This is a genomic window from Kosakonia sp. BYX6 (assembly GCF_038449125.1).
Taxonomy (GTDB): domain Bacteria; phylum Pseudomonadota; class Gammaproteobacteria; order Enterobacterales; family Enterobacteriaceae; genus Kosakonia; species Kosakonia calanthes.
Genome location: NZ_CP151800.1, coordinates 3,179,527 through 3,196,555, shown reverse-complemented (window position 1 = coordinate 3,196,555; position 17,029 = coordinate 3,179,527). Strand labels below are relative to the sequence as shown.

14 protein-coding genes are annotated in these 17,029 nt (G+C 56.5%); 2 read left to right on the top strand and 12 right to left on the bottom strand.

Annotated elements, in window-relative coordinates; all coding sequences use genetic code 11:
• Positions 1 to 179: 179 nt before the first annotated feature.
• Genes AAEY27_RS14970 through AAEY27_RS14960 form a run of 3 tightly spaced genes read right to left on the bottom strand, consistent with a single transcriptional unit; the run spans position 180 to position 3,147 of the window.
• The gene (locus AAEY27_RS14970; RefSeq protein ID WP_342321463.1) at positions 180 to 1,145 is read right to left on the bottom strand and encodes a lysylphosphatidylglycerol synthase domain-containing protein; all 966 of its coding nucleotides are present in this window, start codon (positions 1,143 to 1,145) and stop codon (positions 180 to 182) included.
• Entirely contained in the window at positions 1,145 to 2,389 is a 1,245-nt protein-coding gene (gene clsB / locus AAEY27_RS14965; RefSeq protein WP_342321461.1) for a cardiolipin synthase ClsB, read from the bottom strand. Before clsB ends, AAEY27_RS14970 begins: the two co-directional genes overlap by 1 nt.
• Positions 2,386 to 3,147, bottom strand: coding sequence for an endonuclease/exonuclease/phosphatase family protein (locus tag AAEY27_RS14960; RefSeq protein ID WP_342321460.1), 762 nt, complete (start codon positions 3,145 to 3,147; stop codon positions 2,386 to 2,388). Before AAEY27_RS14960 ends, clsB begins: the two co-directional genes overlap by 4 nt.
• Before the next feature lie 132 nt (positions 3,148 to 3,279).
• On the opposite strand from AAEY27_RS14960, the gene AAEY27_RS14955 reads away from it, so the two are divergent.
• Positions 3,280 to 3,690, top strand: coding sequence for a YbhQ family protein (locus AAEY27_RS14955; RefSeq protein ID WP_342321458.1), 411 nt, complete (start codon positions 3,280 to 3,282; stop codon positions 3,688 to 3,690).
• Here AAEY27_RS14955 and AAEY27_RS14950 read toward each other — a convergent pair.
• The 5 genes from AAEY27_RS14950 to cecR are packed head-to-tail and all read right to left on the bottom strand — an operon-like array spanning position 3,652 to position 9,292.
• Entirely contained in the window at positions 3,652 to 4,758 is a 1,107-nt protein-coding gene (locus AAEY27_RS14950) for an ABC transporter permease (protein WP_342321457.1), read from the bottom strand. The genes AAEY27_RS14955 and AAEY27_RS14950 overlap by 39 nt on opposite strands.
• A 9-nt stretch (positions 4,759 to 4,767) precedes the next feature.
• Positions 4,768 to 5,901 (bottom strand): ABC transporter permease, encoded by a 1,134-nt coding sequence (locus AAEY27_RS14945; RefSeq protein WP_342321455.1) that lies wholly within the window; start codon positions 5,899 to 5,901, stop codon positions 4,768 to 4,770.
• Positions 5,891 to 7,630, bottom strand: coding sequence for an ATP-binding cassette domain-containing protein (locus tag AAEY27_RS14940; protein ID WP_342321454.1), 1,740 nt, complete (start codon positions 7,628 to 7,630; stop codon positions 5,891 to 5,893). Before AAEY27_RS14940 ends, AAEY27_RS14945 begins: the two co-directional genes overlap by 11 nt.
• Entirely contained in the window at positions 7,623 to 8,618 is a 996-nt protein-coding gene (gene hlyD, locus AAEY27_RS14935; RefSeq protein ID WP_342321452.1) for a secretion protein HlyD, read from the bottom strand. Before hlyD ends, AAEY27_RS14940 begins: the two co-directional genes overlap by 8 nt.
• Complete coding sequence (gene cecR / locus AAEY27_RS14930) at positions 8,615 to 9,292, bottom strand: transcriptional regulator CecR (protein WP_342321451.1); 678 nt, start codon at positions 9,290 to 9,292, stop codon at positions 8,615 to 8,617. Before cecR ends, hlyD begins: the two co-directional genes overlap by 4 nt.
• Before the next feature lie 320 nt (positions 9,293 to 9,612).
• On the opposite strand from cecR, the gene rhlE reads away from it, so the two are divergent.
• A complete protein-coding gene (gene rhlE, locus AAEY27_RS14925) occupies positions 9,613 to 11,058 on the top strand; it encodes an ATP-dependent RNA helicase RhlE (protein ID WP_342321449.1) in 1,446 nt (481 codons plus the stop codon).
• A gap of 70 nt (positions 11,059 to 11,128) precedes the next feature.
• Here the strand turns inward: rhlE and AAEY27_RS14920 are convergent, their stop codons facing one another.
• The 4 genes from AAEY27_RS14920 to AAEY27_RS14905 form a co-directional block, all read right to left on the bottom strand.
• Positions 11,129 to 12,058 carry an alpha/beta hydrolase gene (locus AAEY27_RS14920; RefSeq protein WP_342321447.1) on the bottom strand — a complete coding sequence of 310 codons (930 nt, stop codon included), beginning with the start codon at positions 12,056 to 12,058 and terminating at the stop codon, positions 11,129 to 11,131.
• Between the two features lie 77 nt (positions 12,059 to 12,135).
• Positions 12,136 to 13,527 (bottom strand): glycoside hydrolase family 1 protein, encoded by a 1,392-nt coding sequence (locus AAEY27_RS14915; RefSeq protein ID WP_342321445.1) that lies wholly within the window; start codon positions 13,525 to 13,527, stop codon positions 12,136 to 12,138.
• A 9-nt stretch (positions 13,528 to 13,536) separates the two neighbouring features.
• The gene (locus tag AAEY27_RS14910; RefSeq protein ID WP_342321444.1) at positions 13,537 to 15,009 is read right to left on the bottom strand and encodes a glycoside hydrolase family 1 protein; all 1,473 of its coding nucleotides are present in this window, start codon (positions 15,007 to 15,009) and stop codon (positions 13,537 to 13,539) included.
• 11 nt (positions 15,010 to 15,020) lie between these two features.
• Positions 15,021 to 16,859, bottom strand: a complete 1,839-nt coding sequence (locus AAEY27_RS14905) for a beta-glucoside-specific PTS transporter subunit IIABC (RefSeq protein WP_342321442.1) — start codon at positions 16,857 to 16,859, stop codon at positions 15,021 to 15,023.
• Positions 16,860 to 17,029 lie beyond the last annotated feature (170 nt).

The window sequence follows — 17,029 nt, the reverse complement described above, 5'->3', positions numbered from 1 at the left end:
CGGCCTACAAATTCGGCACAGGATGGGTAGGCCTGATAAGCGAAGCGCCATCAGGCGTTTATTGCCGGATGCGGCTTACGCCTTTCCGGCCTACAAGTTCGGCACAGGTTGGGTAGGCCTGATAAGCGAAGCGCCATCAGGCGTTTATTGCCGGATGGCGGTCTACAACATCGCAATCGTTACTGTTGCGCCATTGCTTTCTCGTTTTTCGCGCGCAGCTTTTTCGCGCGGCCTTCCAGCCACAGATAGCAAATCAGCGCCAGCAGCAGCGGCAGGAAGTAATAGAGCACGCGATAGGCGAGCAGGGCGGCGATAATAATGCCCTGTGAAACATGCTCACCGGCCAGCAGCGCGATAAATACTGCTTCCAGTACGCCGATCCCCGCCGGAATATGCACAATCACCCCGGCAATACTGCTGACCAGTAACACGCCGAGCACAAAGAAGAAATCCGCTTTCATGCCCATCAACAGCCAAATAATCGCCCCCATCGCCACCCAGTTGGCGCTGGAAATCACCATCTGCGCCAATGCGAATTTCCACGACGGCAACACCAGTTTATGGCCTTTGACCGTCAAATGGCGGCGCTTAGCAAAAGCACAGCTCCACAAATAAAACACGATGATCAGCAGCAACACCACGCCAACAATGCGTAACGTCTGCTCATCGATGTACCAATGTGCCGGGATTTGCACCACGCCAAAGGTGAAGATCAATCCGCCGAGCAAAATGTAGCCCAGCCAGTTAGTGGTAATGCTCAGTGAAAAAATGCGCGTGATGGTGCTGCCCGGCAAACCAAGCCGCGAATAAAGCCGGTAGCGCATGCCGATCCCGCCAACCCAGGTGCTGAGTGTCAGGTTGAAGGCATAGCAGATAAAGGAGACCAGCATCACCTGGCGCGTCGCCAGCTTATGTCCGCAGTAAGCGCGACCCAGCAAATCGTAAAAGCCGTACAGCAAATAGCTGATTATCACCAGCGCCACGGCGCTGAGCAGGGCGGTGCGGTTATAGTCGCGGATAACTTTCCAGACATCTTCCCAGTTCACCTTTTGCGCATACAGCACCAACAGCACCGCTACGGCGACAAAAAACAGCACCGTGAGGATTTTTTTAGCCAACCGCCAGCGCGGGTGTGATTTTGCCATCAGGGTTTTGCTCCGGAATGCTGTGCTTCAGTCCTGTCCTGGGTTTCAATTTCCGGCTGAACCGGTGGCCCCACTTCGGCAAGCTTGGGGGTATGCGCCGGAAGCCAACCCACCATCGCCGGGAAATGGCGTAAAAAGTGGAATACCACAATGCTCTTGCCGAGGTTCCACCACGTCCGTTTCGGCGCCATGGTTTCATCCACTCGCTGGCAATCGTGGTCGATAATGGCCTGCAGATTTTCGCGTAGCGTCTGGTTGAACGCGCGGTCGTGAATGATCACATTGGCTTCCAGATTCAGCGACAAGCTCAGCGGATCGAGATTGCTGGAACCCACCGTCGCCCAGTGATCGTCCATCAACGCTACCTTGCCGTGCAGCGGGCGGCGGCGATATTCATACACCTGCACCCCGCCTTTCAGCAGGTAGTTGTAAAGCAGCTCGGCGCCCACTTTCACAATCGGCATGTCCGGCTCGCCCTGCACAATCAGCTTCACCGTCACGCCACGGCGCGCGGCGTTGCGCATCGCGTGTAACAAGCGGTAGCCGGGGAAGAAATAGGCATTGGCGATAATCACTTCCCGGCGCGCATTGGCCAGCATTTTCAGGTAGTGACGTTCAATATCATCGCGGTGGTCGTCGTTATCGCGCCAGACAAACAGCACCTGCGCTTCACCCGGCTTGCGGTTCTCTTCCGGGCGATGACGTCGCCGCTGCCACCAGCGTTTTGCCGGGGCATTATCGGGCAAATTTTCCAGTTCGAATTGCAGAATATCGTCCACCACCGGCCCTTCGACGCGCACCGCGTAATCCTGCTTGGCTTCCGGGCCGTAACTTAAAAGATGTTCCGCCGAATAGTTAATGCCGCCGACGAAAGCAACGGTATTGTCGATCACCACAATTTTGCGGTGCATGCGGCGAAAGACGTTGGTGCGCATACCGAAAACGCGCGGGCGGGGGTCGTAGTAACGGAAAATCACCCCTGCAGAGGTCAGGGCGTTAACGAACGGTTCGCTTAAATCGGGCGAACCGTAACCATCGAGCAGCACTTCAATGCTGACCCCGCGCTGCGCGGCTTTCAGCAACACTTGATGCAGTTGCTTGCCCATTTCATCTTCAAACCAGATAAAGGTTTCAAGGATGATTTTTTGCTGTGCCTTATCAATGGCGTCGTACAGTGCCGGATAGTAGTTATCACCATTTTCCAGCAACTGGATGCGGTTACCGTCCCGCCAGCTACATTTCATAGATGGATCTCCGCGCTCAGGGGGGCATGATCGGACAGGTGTCGCCAGTTACGCAGCGGCAAGGCAGTCGGCGCGCTGGCGTTGGCGTTTTTTACGTAAATGCGATCGAGGCGCAGCAGCGGCAGGCTGACCGGGAACGTTCGCGCCGGGCGGCCATGCGCGCGGGTGAATATTTCATCCAGCCCGGCCTGCACTTTCAGCGGATAATTGGCTTTTTGCCGCCAGTCATTAAAGTCGCCCGCCACCACTACGGGTTCGTTTTCCGGCAGGGAATTGACCCATTCCGCCAACATCGTTAGTTGTGCCTGGCGATGCGCTTCGCGTAACCCCAAATGCACACAAATCACATGCAGCGAATAACCGAGATCCGGCGGCACAATGCGGCAGTACAACAGGCCGCGCTTTTCGCTACCGTCAACGGAAACATCGCGGTTTTCATAATGTTCAATCGGATAGCGGGAGAGCACCGCATTACCGTGGTGTCCTTCCGGGTAGACCGCGTTGCGCCCGTAGGCGTAATCGCTCCACATGGTATCGGCGAGGAATTCATAATGAGTGGTGTCCGGCCAGTTTTCGACATGTAAAGGATGCACCTCGTGCGCGCCCATCACTTCTTGCAGGCAGACAATATCGGCGCTGACGGTACGCACCGCATCGCGCAGCTCCGGCAGAATAAAGCGCCGGTTAAAGGTGGTGAAACCTTTGTGCGTGTTGATCGTGAGAACTTTTAATGAAAAATGTCGGGCTTGTTGGGTCATAACTCTCCTGCCAGCGTCACTCTCCTCATGAAAATAAATTGTAGTCCCTGTCACAAAAAAGGGCGGGGTTACGGAATTTTCCGTAAATAGAGGTACTCTTCTACAAGACAAAAATCCTTCTGGAGAGATGCCATGAAGTGGCAACAACGTGTTCAAGTCGCGACAGGTCTGAGTTGCTGGCAGATTATGTTGCACATGTTGGTTGTGGCGATATTGGTGATGGGGTGGATGAGCGGCGCGCTGGTGCGCGTAGGCTTAGGGCTTTGCGTGGTTTATGGCGTCACCGTGCTGCTGATGCTGTTTTTCCAGCGCCACCACGATGCGCGCTGGCGCGGTATCGGCGATGTGCTGGAAGAGCTGACCACCACCTGGTATTTTGGCGCGTCGCTGATCGCCATCTGGCTGCTCTCCCGCGTTCTGCAAAATAACCTTCTGCTGGCGCTGGTTGGGCTGGCGATCCTCGCCGGCCCGGCCGTGGTGTCGTTGCTGACAAAAGAGCGTAAGTTACGCGATATGCCGTCGAAACATGGCATACGCCGCTGAACCGGTGGTTCCCGCTATCACCAACAGCGGCCACAAACTCTGCCAGATGATGCTTAAGCTGGCGTCCTTCAAATAAATCTGCTTCGTAATATCGGTAAAGTGCCGGATCGGGTTGATCCAGGTGAAATCCTGCAACCAGACCGGCATATTCTCGACCGGCGACACATACCCTGAGAGCAATATCGCCGGCATCATAAAGACAAACACGCCAATAAACGCCTGCTGTTGCGTGGTGCAAAACGAGGAAATCAGCAGGCCAAAACCCACCAGCGACAAGCCATAAACCAGCATAGTGAAATAGAACAGTAGCAGTGATCCGGCGAAGGGGATTTTGTACGCCAGAATGCCGAACAGCAGCACGATTGTGGCCTGGGAACAGGCCACAATCAGCGCCGGTATCGCTTTGCCAATAAAAATCTGCCAGGTCGCCAGCGGCGAAACCAGCAGTTGATCGAAGGTGCCTTGTTCCCGCTCGCGCGCTACCGACAGCGACGTAACAATCATCACGCCGATGGTGGTGATCATCGCGATCAGCGACGGCACCACAAACCATTTGTAATCCAGATTGGGGTTGTACCAGTTGCGCACCACCAGCTCGCTGTTATTCGGTTTCTCCTGCCCCTGAAGCAACTCTTGCTGATAATCCTTCACCACCTGCTGCAAATAGTTGGCGGCGATCTGCGCACTGTTAGAGTTGCGCCCGTCGAGGATCAACTGCATCGGCGCGGTAATGCCGCTGTCCAGGTTGCGCGAAAAATCCGCCGGGAAACGCACCAGCAGCAGCGCTTTTTGCGTGTCGATGGTCGGGCGGATCTCCTGCGGGCTGTGCAGTAACAAAACATGGGTAAAGGCTTTGGCGCGGGCGAAACGCTGGGTCAGCTCGACCGCGTGTTTACCATTGTCTTCGTTATAAATAGCAATGGTCGCGTTGGTCACTTCCAGTGTGGCGGCAAAAGGAAACAGTAGCACCTGAAACACCACCGGGAGGATCAAAATGGCGCGGGTTTGCGGCTCGCGTAACAGCGATTGCAGCTCTTTGCGAATCAGCGTGAATAAACGATGAAACATGGTTTGTCCTTAATCCAGTCTGCGTTTTGTTTTCAGCCACGTCAGGCCGATAAACATCACGGCCGAGGCTACCAAAAACAGCGTGTTAATGGTCAGCACCAGCGAAATATTGCCCGCCAGAAACAGGCTTTGCAGCGTGCTGACGAAATAACGCGCCGGGATGATATACGTCACCACGCGAATAATCGCCGGCATGCTGTCGATCTGAAAAATAAAACCGGACAGCATAATCGACGGTAAAAAGGCGGCATTCAGCGCCACCTGCGCGGCGTTGAACTGGTTGCGCGTGACGGTGGAGATCAGCAACCCCATGCCGAGCGTGCTGAGCAAAAACAGGCTGGTTATCAAAAACAGGAACAACAGCGAACCGCGGTAGGGCACGCCGAGAATAAACACCGACACCAGCATACAGAGCAGCATTGCCAGCATGCCAAGAAAGTAATAGGGAATCAGCTTACACAGCAGCAACTCGGCCCGCGTGATTTCCGTCGACAGCAGCGCTTCCATGGTGCCGCGCTCCCACTCGCGCGCGACCACCAGCGAAGTGAGGATCGCGCCAATCACCGTCATGATGATGGTCACCGCGCCGGGGATAATAAAGTGCTGGCTGATGGCCGCCGGGTTAAACCAGTAGCGTGTCTGCACATCAATCAGCGGCGTGAATTCTTGCCCGCGATCTTCGGCGCGTTGTTGCTGCCAGAGTTGCCAGATGCCTTGCAAATACCCCTGTACAAAGTTCGCCGTGTTCGGTTCGCTGCCATCGGTAATCACTTGAAGCGGCGCGGTGTCGCCTGCGCGCGTCATCTGCGCGTCGAAATTCACCGGCACCACCACCAGGCCGCGAATGCGCCCGGCCTGCATCATCTCGATTAATTGCTGGCGGTTATCGCTGATCGTCGCGTCAATATAGGGCGAACCGGTTAGCGTATGGGTAAAGTCCAGCGCCTCTTCGCTGCGCTGCTCCAGCAGGATGCCGACGCGCAGTTTGCTGGAGTCCAGATTGATGCCGTAGCCGAAAATAAACAGCAGCATCAGCGGGATCACCACCGCAATGAGCCAACTGCTTGGGTCGCGGACAATTTGCCGCGTCTCTTTAATACACAGCGCCCGTACGCGCCGCCAGGAGAGGGCTTTAACGCTCATCGCTATGCTCCTTATCCCAATTATGGATAAGCGTAATAAACGCGTGTTCCATGGTGGGATCCGGGTGGGCTTCATCGGCGGTCTGCGCTTTCAACGCGTCTGGCGTACCGCTGGCAATCAACTTCCCGCGATACACCAGACCAATACGATCGCAATACTCCGCCTCATCCATAAAATGCGTGGTCACCATCACTGTGACGCCTTTTTCCACCATGCTGTTGATGTGCAGCCAGAACTCGCGTCGCGTCAGCGGGTCGACACCGGAGGTGGGTTCATCAAGAAACAGAATATCCGGTTCATGCATTAGCGAGCAGGCCAGCGCCAACCGCTGCTTAAAGCCGAGCGGCAGTTCGTCAGTGGCGTGGCGGGCAATGTTTTTCAGACCAAAAGCGTCACTCATCCGCGCGATCTTCTCGCTCTGCGCTTTACCGCGCAGGCCATACACGCCGGAGAAAAAGCGCAGGTTTTGCTCCACCGTCAGGTTGCCGTACAGCGAGAACTTCTGTGCCATATACCCCAGGTGCTGGCGCGCTTTGCCGGAACTCACTTTCAGATCCATGTTCAGCACCAACGCCTGGCCATCGGTCGGCACCAGCAAACCGCACATCATTTTGAAGGTGGTGGATTTGCCCGCGCCGTTCGGGCCAAGCAAGCCGAAAATCTCCCCGCGTTTCACCGCAAAATCCACGTGGTCGGTGGCGGCGAAATCACCAAACTTTTTGGTCAGGGATTTGGCTTCAATCACCGTTTCTTGCGAGTCACCTTCCACCGTGTGCAGGATCGCGCCAAGCGGGGATTCCGCCGTGCCCGCGCCGCCAAGCAGGTCGATAAACGCATCTTCAAAACGCGGCGCGGTTTCTTCAATCTGTAAGGCGGGCATATTTGGCGCGTTTTGAATCTCCTGTGCCTGCGCGTCTTTTTTGAGGATCATGCGCACCGAACGGCCCTGAATCACGCCGTCGCTGACCTGCGGCTGTTTGAGAATGCGCCGTAGCAGACGGCGGTTGTTCTCTTGCGCGCAGGTGACGAGAAAACTGCGCCCGGCCATGGTTTGCGTCAGCGCTTTCGGCTCGCCCTGGTACAGCAGTTCTCCTTCGTTCATCAGCAAAACGTCGCGGCACTGCTCGGCTTCGTCCAGATAAGAGGTGCTCCAGAGAATCAGCATCCCTTCACCGGCCAGTTCATGCACCATTTGCCATAACTCGCGGCGGGAAATCGGGTCAACGCCGACGCCCGGTTCGTCGAGCAGCAACACTTTCGGTTCGCCGACCAGCGTACAGGCCAGCCCCAGCTTCTGTTTCATGCCGCCGGAAAGTTTGCCCGCCAGCCGCTCGGTAAAGGGAGCGAGGGCGGTGAATTCCAGCAGCCGGGCAAACGTCTGGCGTCGTTTCTCCCCGGTGACGCTGCGCAAATCGGCGTACAGCGTGAGGTTTTCCATCACCGTGAGATCTTCATACAGGCCGAATTTCTGCGGCATATAACCGAGCATGGCGTGCAGTTCGCTGTCATTGCGGATCGGATCCAGCCCCATCACGCGCGCGCTGCCTTCGTCCTGCTTCATCAGCCCGGCGAGAATGCGCATCAGCGTGGTTTTCCCCGCGCCATCCGGGCCAACCAGCCCAGTGACATAGCCCGCTTTTATTTCGCAATCCAGCCGCGCCACGGCGGGTTTTTCCATGCCGGGAAAGTGTTTTATCAAGCCTTCGAGTTGGATAGTCGCCTCATTCATGACGCGCCTCGCCGTTAAAGCGCAGGGTCACTGGCATTCCCTGACGCAGGTTGTCGTCGGCATCGGTCACGATAATGCGCAGGCGATAAACCAGGTCAGTACGCAGATCCGGGGTTTCAACGGTTTTTGGGGTGAATTCGGCGGTCGGTGAGACAAAACCAATTTTGCCGTGGTACGGCGTGTTCGGGCGGCCATCGGTATAGAGCAGAATTTGCTGGCCGGGCTTCGCCAGGTGCAGGTTGCGCTCGTCGATATAGGCGCGAACCCAGACCGGGCGGGTGAGGGAGAGGGTTAACACCGTGCTTCCGGCGTTCAGCATGCTGCCCGGTTCAACCGCGCGGGTCAGCACCGTGCCATTGCTCGGCGCGACCAAAATGGTGTCGTGCAGATCAAGTTGCGCTTGCGCCAGCGCCGCCTGCGCCTGCTCAAGGCCTGCTTTGGCCTGGGCGATTTCTTGCGGGCGGTTACCGGCGCGGTACTGGCTCAGTTTATCCTGTGCCGATTTCAATGTGGCTTGCGCCTGATCCCGCGAAGAACGGGCATTTTCCAGGTCGTTGGCTGAAATCACTTTGCTTTTCCACAATCCTTGCTGGCGCTGATAATAATTCTGCGCATATTCCCATGCCGCGCGTGCCTGGTTAACCGCGGCGGCGGCCTGAGCAATTTCTTCCGCGCGGTAGCCCGCGGTGGCTAATTCATATTTCGCCTGCGCCGTTGACACGTTGGCCTGGGCTTGCAGTAGGGCGTTTTCATACGGCGCTTTGTCCATCTCGCCAAGCTGCTGCCCTGCTTGCACGCTGTCACCTTCGTCCACGTTTAGCGCCGCTAAGCGCCCGCCGACACGAAAGCTCAAATTGACAGTACGGATATCAACATTGCCGTACAGCGTAAGCCCATTTTCCTGTTTGCTTTGATACCACATCCAGCCGCCGCCGAGGGCAGCCAATAAAGCCAATACAATCAATACGGTGACGATGTGCTTTTTCATAACTCGAGACTCCTGTGCGTTAATCCTTGCAAGATAAGATCGATATGGCAGGTGATGACCTGAGAAATCAGTGCCGTTTTCTCTTCGTCGAACTGCGTCCATCCGGCGCGCAGCAAAATGGTTTCCCGACCGAGGCGAAAGGCGAGGATCTGGCCGATCAACGCATGAGCATGAATGATGGTTTGCGTGCTGTCGGCGTCGCGCCCGGTATAAGCGGCAAGCAGGTTGGTAAAGTGGCAGTGCATTGGTTCAATGACCTGATGATGCACCAACTGGTAAGCCCGCGTCGGGGAGAGCTGCTCGCGGGAGATAAACTTGCTCAGGTTGAGCGTTTCATCATGGGTGAGCAGCATAATCATATTCTGGCAAGCGCGATGAAGAAGCTCGCGCATCGCGGCTTTATCGGGGTTCGGCGCGGCAAACAGCGCTTCGGCGGCCAGCACATGGGGGCGAAAATGTTCGCTGATAAAGTCGGCGATCCACTGCGCACAGGCGAGGTACAAATCCTCTTTTGAGCCGAAATAGTAAGGGATCGCGGCGATATTTTGCCCGGCCAGCGCGGCGATATCCCGCGTGGTGGCATGCAAGCCATATTCGCCAAACTGTGCCAACGCGGCGGCGATCAACTGGTTTTTGGCCTGCTCACCTTTGGTGGTCATCGGTGTCGTATTCATGGGCTTATTGGAATTAATCAATCGATTGATTAACTTTAGGCCGCAGGCCAATGTTTGTCTAACCGGCGTGCCGAAAATGTGAGTGCGGTTGAATTTATCGCCTCGTTGGCGATTCCCTTGCACGTGAGTGCAAAACGTCGAGCGAGGCGCGGAAATCGACAATTATATTTTGCAGACGAATACCTGCGGGATATTTTATGCGCCGGATCACAAAAGCTGATACACTCCGCTCCTTCATGACATTGTGGTTTTTGTCATCAATTAAATATTATCTCCTCGAAAACTACACCTGTGACAGGTCGGGGCGGTGTGGAGTTGTTATGTCTTTTGATGCCCTTGGCCTGAATCCGGAAATCCTGCGCGCAGTCGCAGAGCAGGGTTACCTTCAGCCAACCCCTATTCAGCAGCAGGCTATCCCGGCGGTTCTGCAAGGCCGCGATCTGATGGCGAGCGCGCAAACCGGTACCGGTAAAACCGCAGGTTTTACACTGCCGTTGCTGCAGCGCCTGGTGCAGAATGAACCGCATGCTAAAGGGCGTCGCCCGGTGCGTGCGCTGATCTTAACGCCGACCCGTGAACTGGCGGCGCAGGTGGGCGAAAACGTACGTGAGTACAGCCAATACCTGAATATTCGTTCCATGGTGGTTTTCGGTGGGGTGAGCATTAACCCGCAGATGATGAAACTGCGCGGCGGCGTGGATGTGCTGGTCGCTACACCGGGCCGTCTGCTCGATCTTGAACACCAAAATGCCCTGAAACTCGATAGCATCGAAATCCTCGTGTTGGATGAAGCCGACCGCATGCTGGACATGGGCTTTATCCACGATATTCGCCGCGTGCTGGCGAAACTCCCGGCGAAACGCCAAAACCTGCTGTTTTCTGCGACCTTCTCTGACGAGATCAAACAGCTGGCGGAAAAACTGCTGCACAACCCGCTGGAAATTGAAGTCGCACGTCGCAACACCGCGTCTGAGCAGGTCACGCAGCATGTGCATTTCGTGGACAAAAAACGCAAACGGGAACTGCTGTCACAGATGATTGGCGAGGGCAACTGGCAGCAAGTGCTGGTCTTTACCCGTACCAAACACGGTGCCAACCACCTGGCTGAACAGCTGAATAAAGATGGCATTACCAGTGCCGCGATCCACGGTAACAAGAGCCAGGGGGCACGTACTCGTGCGCTGGCGGATTTCAAATCCGGGGATATTCGCGTGCTGGTGGCAACCGATATCGCCGCGCGTGGTCTGGATATTGAAGAACTGCCGCACGTAGTCAACTACGAGTTGCCGAACGTGCCGGAAGATTATGTTCACCGTATTGGCCGTACCGGCCGAGCGGCGGCCACCGGCGAAGCGTTGTCGTTGGTTTGCGTTGATGAACATAAACTGCTGCGCGACATTGAGCGCCTGTTGAAAAAAGAGATCCCGCGCATTGCCCTGGACGGTTATGAACCGGATCCATCGATCAAAGCCGAACCCATCCAGAATGGCCGTGGGCAGGGCGGCGGTGGCCGTGGTCAGTCCGCGCCGCGCCGCAATGACGGTGAAGCGCAAAAACCACGCTCGCCGCGTCGCAGTGAAGGTGGCGCCGCAAAACCGGCGGGTGGACGTCGCAGTGAAGGCGGCACCGCGAAACCGGCGGGTGGACGTCGCAGTGAAGGCGGCGCCGCGAAACCAACCGGTGGACGCCGTCTTGATGGCGGCGCTGCGAAACCGGCAGGTAATCAATCTCGCCGTCGCCCGCGTAAACCGTCCTCCGCGCAGTAAGACGTTGTCGTCCGGATAGACATTGATGATCAAAGCCGCCATCGTGCATTTTGCCGATGGCGGCTTCGTTTTATCCGGCAACGCGCGCCAGCCATGCCTGGCGCGTTTCTCGCGCCCGCAGGGCGACGTCTGCTTGTGGATCGGAACTGAAACCGTGGTACGCGCCCGGCCAGACGTTCATCTCCACCCGCACACCCGCGCGAATCAAACGTTGCGCATAGGCAATATTCTCATCAACAAACAGATCCAGCGTACCGACGCCAATCCAGGTTGGCGGTAACCCTGCCAGGTTTTCCGCTCGCGCCGGTGCTGCATAGGGTGATACGCCATCACTACCCGGTTCACAGCCTAATAATGCCCGCCAGCCAAAAGCGTTATTTTCCCGCGTCCAGATGAATTCCCCGGTCACTGGATTGGCATCGCGCGCGGTTACCGTGCGATCGTCGAGCATCGGGAACATCAGATTCTGGAAAGCTAACGGTGGCCCGTTGCGATCGCGCGCTAACAGCGCTAAGCCCGCCGCAACGCCCGCGCCCGCACTGTCGCCCATCAGGCCAATGTTCGCGCGATCAATACCCAGTGCTTCGGCATGCTCAGCCATCCACACCAGCGCGGCATAACCATCGTCCAGCGAACCCGGAAAGTGAGTTTCCGGCGACAGGCGATAATCAACGGATACAACAACACAGTCGTGACGCGCTGCGGTTGGGCGCGACTGTTCCGGGCTGCCGAACAGATGCCCACCACCGTGAAAATGCAAAATCCCCATGCGGTTTGCGCGCGGTGTATTTGGCGTGATGACGCGCACGCGCACGGGTTGCGCGCCGATAAAATATTCGGTCATCGACAACGCTAAACCATCATCCACGCGCATCGCGTCAAGCGCCGCCTGCTGGCGCTGTTCGCGAAGCGCGGGAAGCATCTCGGCATTCAATGTAGAGGGAGTCCAGGATTGCAGGGCAGGACGCAGTGCGGGGTCAACCAAATGCCATGTGCTCATATCTAACCTTTTATCAACCCGTTGTAGGCCGGATGGCGGCTTCGCCTCATCCGGCCGACAAAATTAAAGGCCAAACCTTACAACACTTCTCCGTTACTGGCGATAACCTGCTGATACCAGGCGAAACTTCGCTTTTTGCTGCGCTTGAGCGTGCCTTTGCCGTCGTTGTCTTTGTCGACATAAATAAAGCCGTAGCGCTTTTTCATTTCGCCGGTTCCGGCGCTGACAATATCAATTGGTCCCCACCAGGTGTAACCCATGATGTCGCAGCCATCGTCAATGGCTTCCGCCATCGCCTGAATATGGCGGCGACCATAATCGATACGCGGCTGGTCGTTAAACTCGCCGTTGGCATCCGCTTCATCCACGCCGCCGTAACCGTTCTCGACAATAAACAGCGGCTTGCGGTAACGATCCGCCAGCTCATTACACACAATACGGAAACCCTGCGGGTCAATCGGCCAGCCCCATTCGGTTTTATCCAAATAGGGGTTATCCAACCCGGCGGTGCCGCCAGTATCAATGCGGAACTGCCCGCCTGCCTGGTGTAGCACGCTGCGATAGTAGCTAAAGCCGAGATAATCCGACGGATAATCGCCCAGCAATTGCAAATCGCCGTCGGCCATTTCCAGTTCCACGTCCAGCTCGCGGAACAGGCGCGGCGCATAGGCCGGATACTGACCTAACATCATCACGTCGGAGAAAAACAGCGAGCGGCGGCGCAACTGCATGGTCGAGAAGATATCTTCCGGGTTGCAGGTCGCCGGGTAAACGGTGCTCAGCGACAGCATGCAGCCAATCAGCGCGTCCGGGATAATCTCGTGGCACAGCTTGTTTGCCAGCGCGTTGGCGACAAACTGGTGATGGTTGGCCTGCCAAATTTCCTGCGCGCTGGCGTTGGCATCCACCGCGCCGGTAGCGAACGGCATGCGGTTCATATTGTTCAGTTCATTGAAGGTCATCCAGTATTTGACCTTGCCGTTGTAGCGGCGGAACACCGTCTCGCAGTAACGGCTAAAAAATTCAATCAACTGGCGGTTTTTCCAGCCGCCATATTCTTGATACAGCGCCAGCGGCGTTTCGTAGTGCGACAGGGTAATCACCGGCTCAATGCCGTGTTTCAGCAACTCATCAAACAGGTTGTCGTAAAACGCCAACCCGGCTTCGTTGGGTGTGGTTTCATCCCCGCGCGGGAAAATGCGTGACCAGGCAATCGAAGTGCGAAAGCATTTAAAGCCCATTTCGGCAAACAGCGCCACGTCCTCTTTGTAGTGATGGTAAAAATCCACCGCTTCGTGGCTGGCGTAATACAGGTTGGGGTCAATCACCGCGTCATGTTTGCCAGAGGCAATGCCGCCGCGTACCACGTCGGCGATAGACGGCCCTTTGCCGTCTTCGTTCCACGCGCCTTCCGCCTGGTTGGCGGCAATCGCGCCGCCCCATAAAAAATCGTTCGGGAAAACAGACATATTAGCTCCTTAATCGGCTAAATCTTCGCCGTTCGAGGCGATCAGTTTTTTGTACCAGTGGTAGCTTTTCTTCAACGAACGCGCCTGGCTGCCGTTGCCCATATCGTCCTGGTCGACATAGATAAACCCGTAGCGTTTGGAGATCTGCGCGGTGCCGGCGCTCACCACGTCGATCGGCCCCCACCAGGTGTAACCGAACAGATCGACGCCATCGCCAATGGCTTCTTGCATCTGCACCACGTGCTGGCGCAGGTAATCGATGCGGTAATCATCGTCGATGGAGCCGTCCGGGTTCACGGTATCCACCGCACCGAGGCCGTTTTCCGCAATAAACAGCGGTTTTTGGTAGCGGTCATACAGCTGGTTTAAGGCGAGGCGCAGGCCTTTTGGGTCAATCTGCCAGCCCCACTGGCTGGTCGGTAGATGCGGGTTGCGGATGCCGCCGGTGATCATATTGCCTTCCGCCCCGTCGAGGGATTCCGGGTGCGCGCTGACAGTACTCGACATGTAATAACTGAAGGAGACAAAATCGACCGGGTGCTGGCGCAGGATCTCGTCGTCGCCGACCACTTTTTGCAGCGTAACGCCTTTTTCCGCCAGCAGGCGATCGGTATACGCCGGGTAGTAGCCGTGCGCTTGTACATCGCTAAAAAACAGCGAAACGCGCTGCATCTCTTCGCAGGCCTGCAAATCGTCCGGGTGGCAGGTGTGTGGGTAGAGCATCTGGTAGCTGATCATGCAGCCGACCTGCGAGCCGGGAATAATCGCGTGACAGGCTTTGGTCGCCAACGCACTGGCGACAAACTGGTGGTGCGCGCCCTGGTATTTATCCTGTTCGAGATGCGGGTTGTCCTCTTCAATCACGCCGACGCTGACATATGGATGGTGCTTCACGCAGTTGATCTCGTTGAAGGTCATCCAGTACTTCACTTTCTTGCGATAGCGGGTGAACACGGTCGTGGCAAAACGCACGTAGAAATCGACCACCTGGCGGTTCGGCCAGCCGCCATAATCGGTGACCAGCGCCAGCGGCATCTCGTAGTGTGAGAGCGAAACAATCGGCTCGATGCCGTGTTCACGCAGCGTGTCGAACACCTCATCGTAAAATTTCAGCCCCGCTTCGTTGGGCGTGGCTTCATCCCCGCGCGGGAAGATGCGCGTCCAGGCAATCGACATGCGAAAACATTTAAAGCCCATACCCGCAAACAGCGCGATATCCTCTTTGAAATGGTGATAGAAGTCGTTGCCTTTGCGCTTCGGGTAATATTTTTGGCTGTTAGGATCCTGCGCTTCGCGCACCTGCGCGTGGGTCATGCCGAGCCACTGATCGAGCCAGCGTTCGCGCGGCATGTCGATGTCAAAGGTGTAAACATCAGAGACGGAAAGCCCTTTGCCATCCACGTTCCATGCACCTTCCAGCTGGTTGGCGGCGGTGGCACCGCCCCATAAAAAGCCGTCCGGAAATGCTTTTGAAAATGCCATACGTCTGCTCCTTACGCCGCTTGCGCGGTCAGTGTGAGAAATACGTCCCGGCTGGCGACATCGCCATTTGCTTTTACCGGGCTGATATCGCCGTACTGTTCGCTGTTGGTCACCACCACAATCACACTCGGATCGATGCCTTCGGCATGCAGCGCCGCGAGATCGAAGCTGACCAGCAAATCGCCCACTTCAACGATTTGCCCGGCGGTGATGTGGCTGGTGAAGTACTTGCCGCCGAGTTTCACGGTGTCGATACCAATGTGAATGAGGATTTCCGCGCCGGTATCGCTTTGCAGGGCCAGCGCATGGTGAGTTTCAAACAGCGATTCGATTCTGCCGTTAACCGGCGAGCGTAACTCGCCGCTGCTTGGGTAAATCGCCAGCCCTTTGCCGAAGATCTCATCGGCAAACACCGGGTCGCTGAGGGTGTTGAGGGGTTTAAGTTCGCCACTGACCGGGGCGAAGAGTTTCTCTTCATTGCGCGCGACCTTCATGGGGCTAACGCCTGCCACCACGGTCTCTTCAAACCCGAGGATCACCGTCACCACGGCGGCACAAACGAAAGAGATAGCGATGCTGACCAACGCCCACAGGAACGTGGGGCCAACCAGTGCAGGCAAGCCGGGCAATCCGCTGAGCGCAAAGGCGTAGGTTTTCACGCCCATCGCCATCGCGAAACCGCCGCCGATGGCACCGCCAATCAACGCGGCGGCAAACGGGCGTTTATAGCGGATGTTAATGCCGTACATCGCCGGTTCGGTGATGCCCATCGCCGCGCTAAAGCTGGTGGTCAGCGCCAGGGATTTAAGCTTTTTATCTCTGGCGCGCAGGAAAACGCCGAACGCCGCGCCCGCCTGGCCGATGTTGGCGATGTAAAAGAGGATTTTGAACGGGTCGAAACCCATCGTGCTGATGTTGTTGATCATGATCGGCACCAGCACGTAGTGCATGCCGGTAATGATGATCATCGACAGCGTGCCGCCGACCACCACGCCCGCCACGATACCCATATTTTCCACCAGCCAGATAATGCCGCCAGACAGGGCGTTACCGGCGAAAATCCCCAGCGGGCCAATCGCAATCAGCGTGATCGGCGTGACGATGACCAGGCTGAGCAGCGGCACAAACATCGTTTTCAGCGCGCCGGGCATAAAACGGTCAATCAGCTTTTCCACGTGGCTCAGCAGCCACACCGCCAGCAGAATCGGAATAACGGTCGAGGCATAATTCACCGTCGGTACCGGCAGGCGCATAAAATTCACCGGCAAGCCGGATTTGAACAAGGTTTGAATCGCCGGGTGGAAGAGGGCGGCGGCCAGCGCAACAGCGACGTAGGGATTGGCGCCAAACTTATTGGCGGCGCTAAAGGCCAGCGCCAGCGGCATAAAGTAGAAAACGCCGTCGCTGATGGCGAGCAGGATTTGGTAGGTTTGGTTGCTCGTTTCCAGCCACTGCATGGCGACCATCAACGCCAGCACGCCTTTGAGGATACCGGCACCGGCAATTGCCGGGATAATCGGCGAGAAGATGCTGGATAACCCCTCCAGCACCACCGATACCGGGTTGCGGCGTTTTGTGTTGTTGACCGCGCCGCCCGCGGAAACACCGGGTAATTTGGCGAGTAGCGCGTCGCACAGCGGCGCCACGTCGTTGCCAATAATCAGTTGGTATTGATCGCCAGAGATATTGACGCCAATCACGCCATCCAGCGCTTCCAGCGCCGTGCGATCGGCTTTGTCGTTATCTTTGAGTAAAAAACGCAGACGGGTGATGCAGTGAAACAGTGACAGAATATTGTCCTTGCCGCCGATACGGTTGATTATCTGCTGCGCGGTATCCTGGTAGTTCATGGTCATTCCTCCAGACGGACGCCTGAGATTCAGGTGTCATAACAATCATCGGTTTGAACCGATACGTTGTTTCCTCTGGGGTTTGCCTGATTGAACAGTAACAAGCCTGGAAAGAAAATTTACACTTCATACTTCAAGCCGCAGATGCGTTGGCTTTCCTCGCCCACCCC

What these genes read in the sequence shown, in the direction of transcription:
- AAEY27_RS14940 (WP_342321454.1), bottom strand. Translation starts at nt 7,630, where the DNA reads ATGAATGAGGCGACTATCCAACTCGAAGGCTTGATAAAACACTTTCCC.
- cecR (WP_342321451.1), bottom strand. Translation starts at nt 9,292, where the DNA reads ATGAATACGACACCGATGACCACCAAAGGTGAGCAGGCCAAAAACCAG.
- AAEY27_RS14945 (WP_342321455.1), bottom strand. Translation starts at nt 5,901, where the DNA reads ATGAGCGTTAAAGCCCTCTCCTGGCGGCGCGTACGGGCGCTGTGTATT.
- AAEY27_RS14915 (WP_342321445.1), bottom strand. Translation starts at nt 13,527, where the DNA reads ATGTCTGTTTTCCCGAACGATTTTTTATGGGGCGGCGCGATTGCCGCC.
- AAEY27_RS14955 (WP_342321458.1), top strand. Translation starts at nt 3,280, where the DNA reads ATGAAGTGGCAACAACGTGTTCAAGTCGCGACAGGTCTGAGTTGCTGG.
- clsB (WP_342321461.1), bottom strand. Translation starts at nt 2,389, where the DNA reads ATGAAATGTAGCTGGCGGGACGGTAACCGCATCCAGTTGCTGGAAAAT.
- AAEY27_RS14970 (WP_342321463.1), bottom strand. Translation starts at nt 1,145, where the DNA reads ATGGCAAAATCACACCCGCGCTGGCGGTTGGCTAAAAAAATCCTCACG.
- AAEY27_RS14920 (WP_342321447.1), bottom strand. Translation starts at nt 12,058, where the DNA reads ATGAGCACATGGCATTTGGTTGACCCCGCACTGCGTCCTGCCCTGCAA.
- rhlE (WP_342321449.1), top strand. Translation starts at nt 9,613, where the DNA reads ATGTCTTTTGATGCCCTTGGCCTGAATCCGGAAATCCTGCGCGCAGTC.
- AAEY27_RS14960 (WP_342321460.1), bottom strand. Translation starts at nt 3,147, where the DNA reads ATGACCCAACAAGCCCGACATTTTTCATTAAAAGTTCTCACGATCAAC.
- AAEY27_RS14950 (WP_342321457.1), bottom strand. Translation starts at nt 4,758, where the DNA reads ATGTTTCATCGTTTATTCACGCTGATTCGCAAAGAGCTGCAATCGCTG.
- AAEY27_RS14905 (WP_342321442.1), bottom strand. Translation starts at nt 16,859, where the DNA reads ATGAACTACCAGGATACCGCGCAGCAGATAATCAACCGTATCGGCGGC.
- AAEY27_RS14910 (WP_342321444.1), bottom strand. Translation starts at nt 15,009, where the DNA reads ATGGCATTTTCAAAAGCATTTCCGGACGGCTTTTTATGGGGCGGTGCC.
- hlyD (WP_342321452.1), bottom strand. Translation starts at nt 8,618, where the DNA reads ATGAAAAAGCACATCGTCACCGTATTGATTGTATTGGCTTTATTGGCT.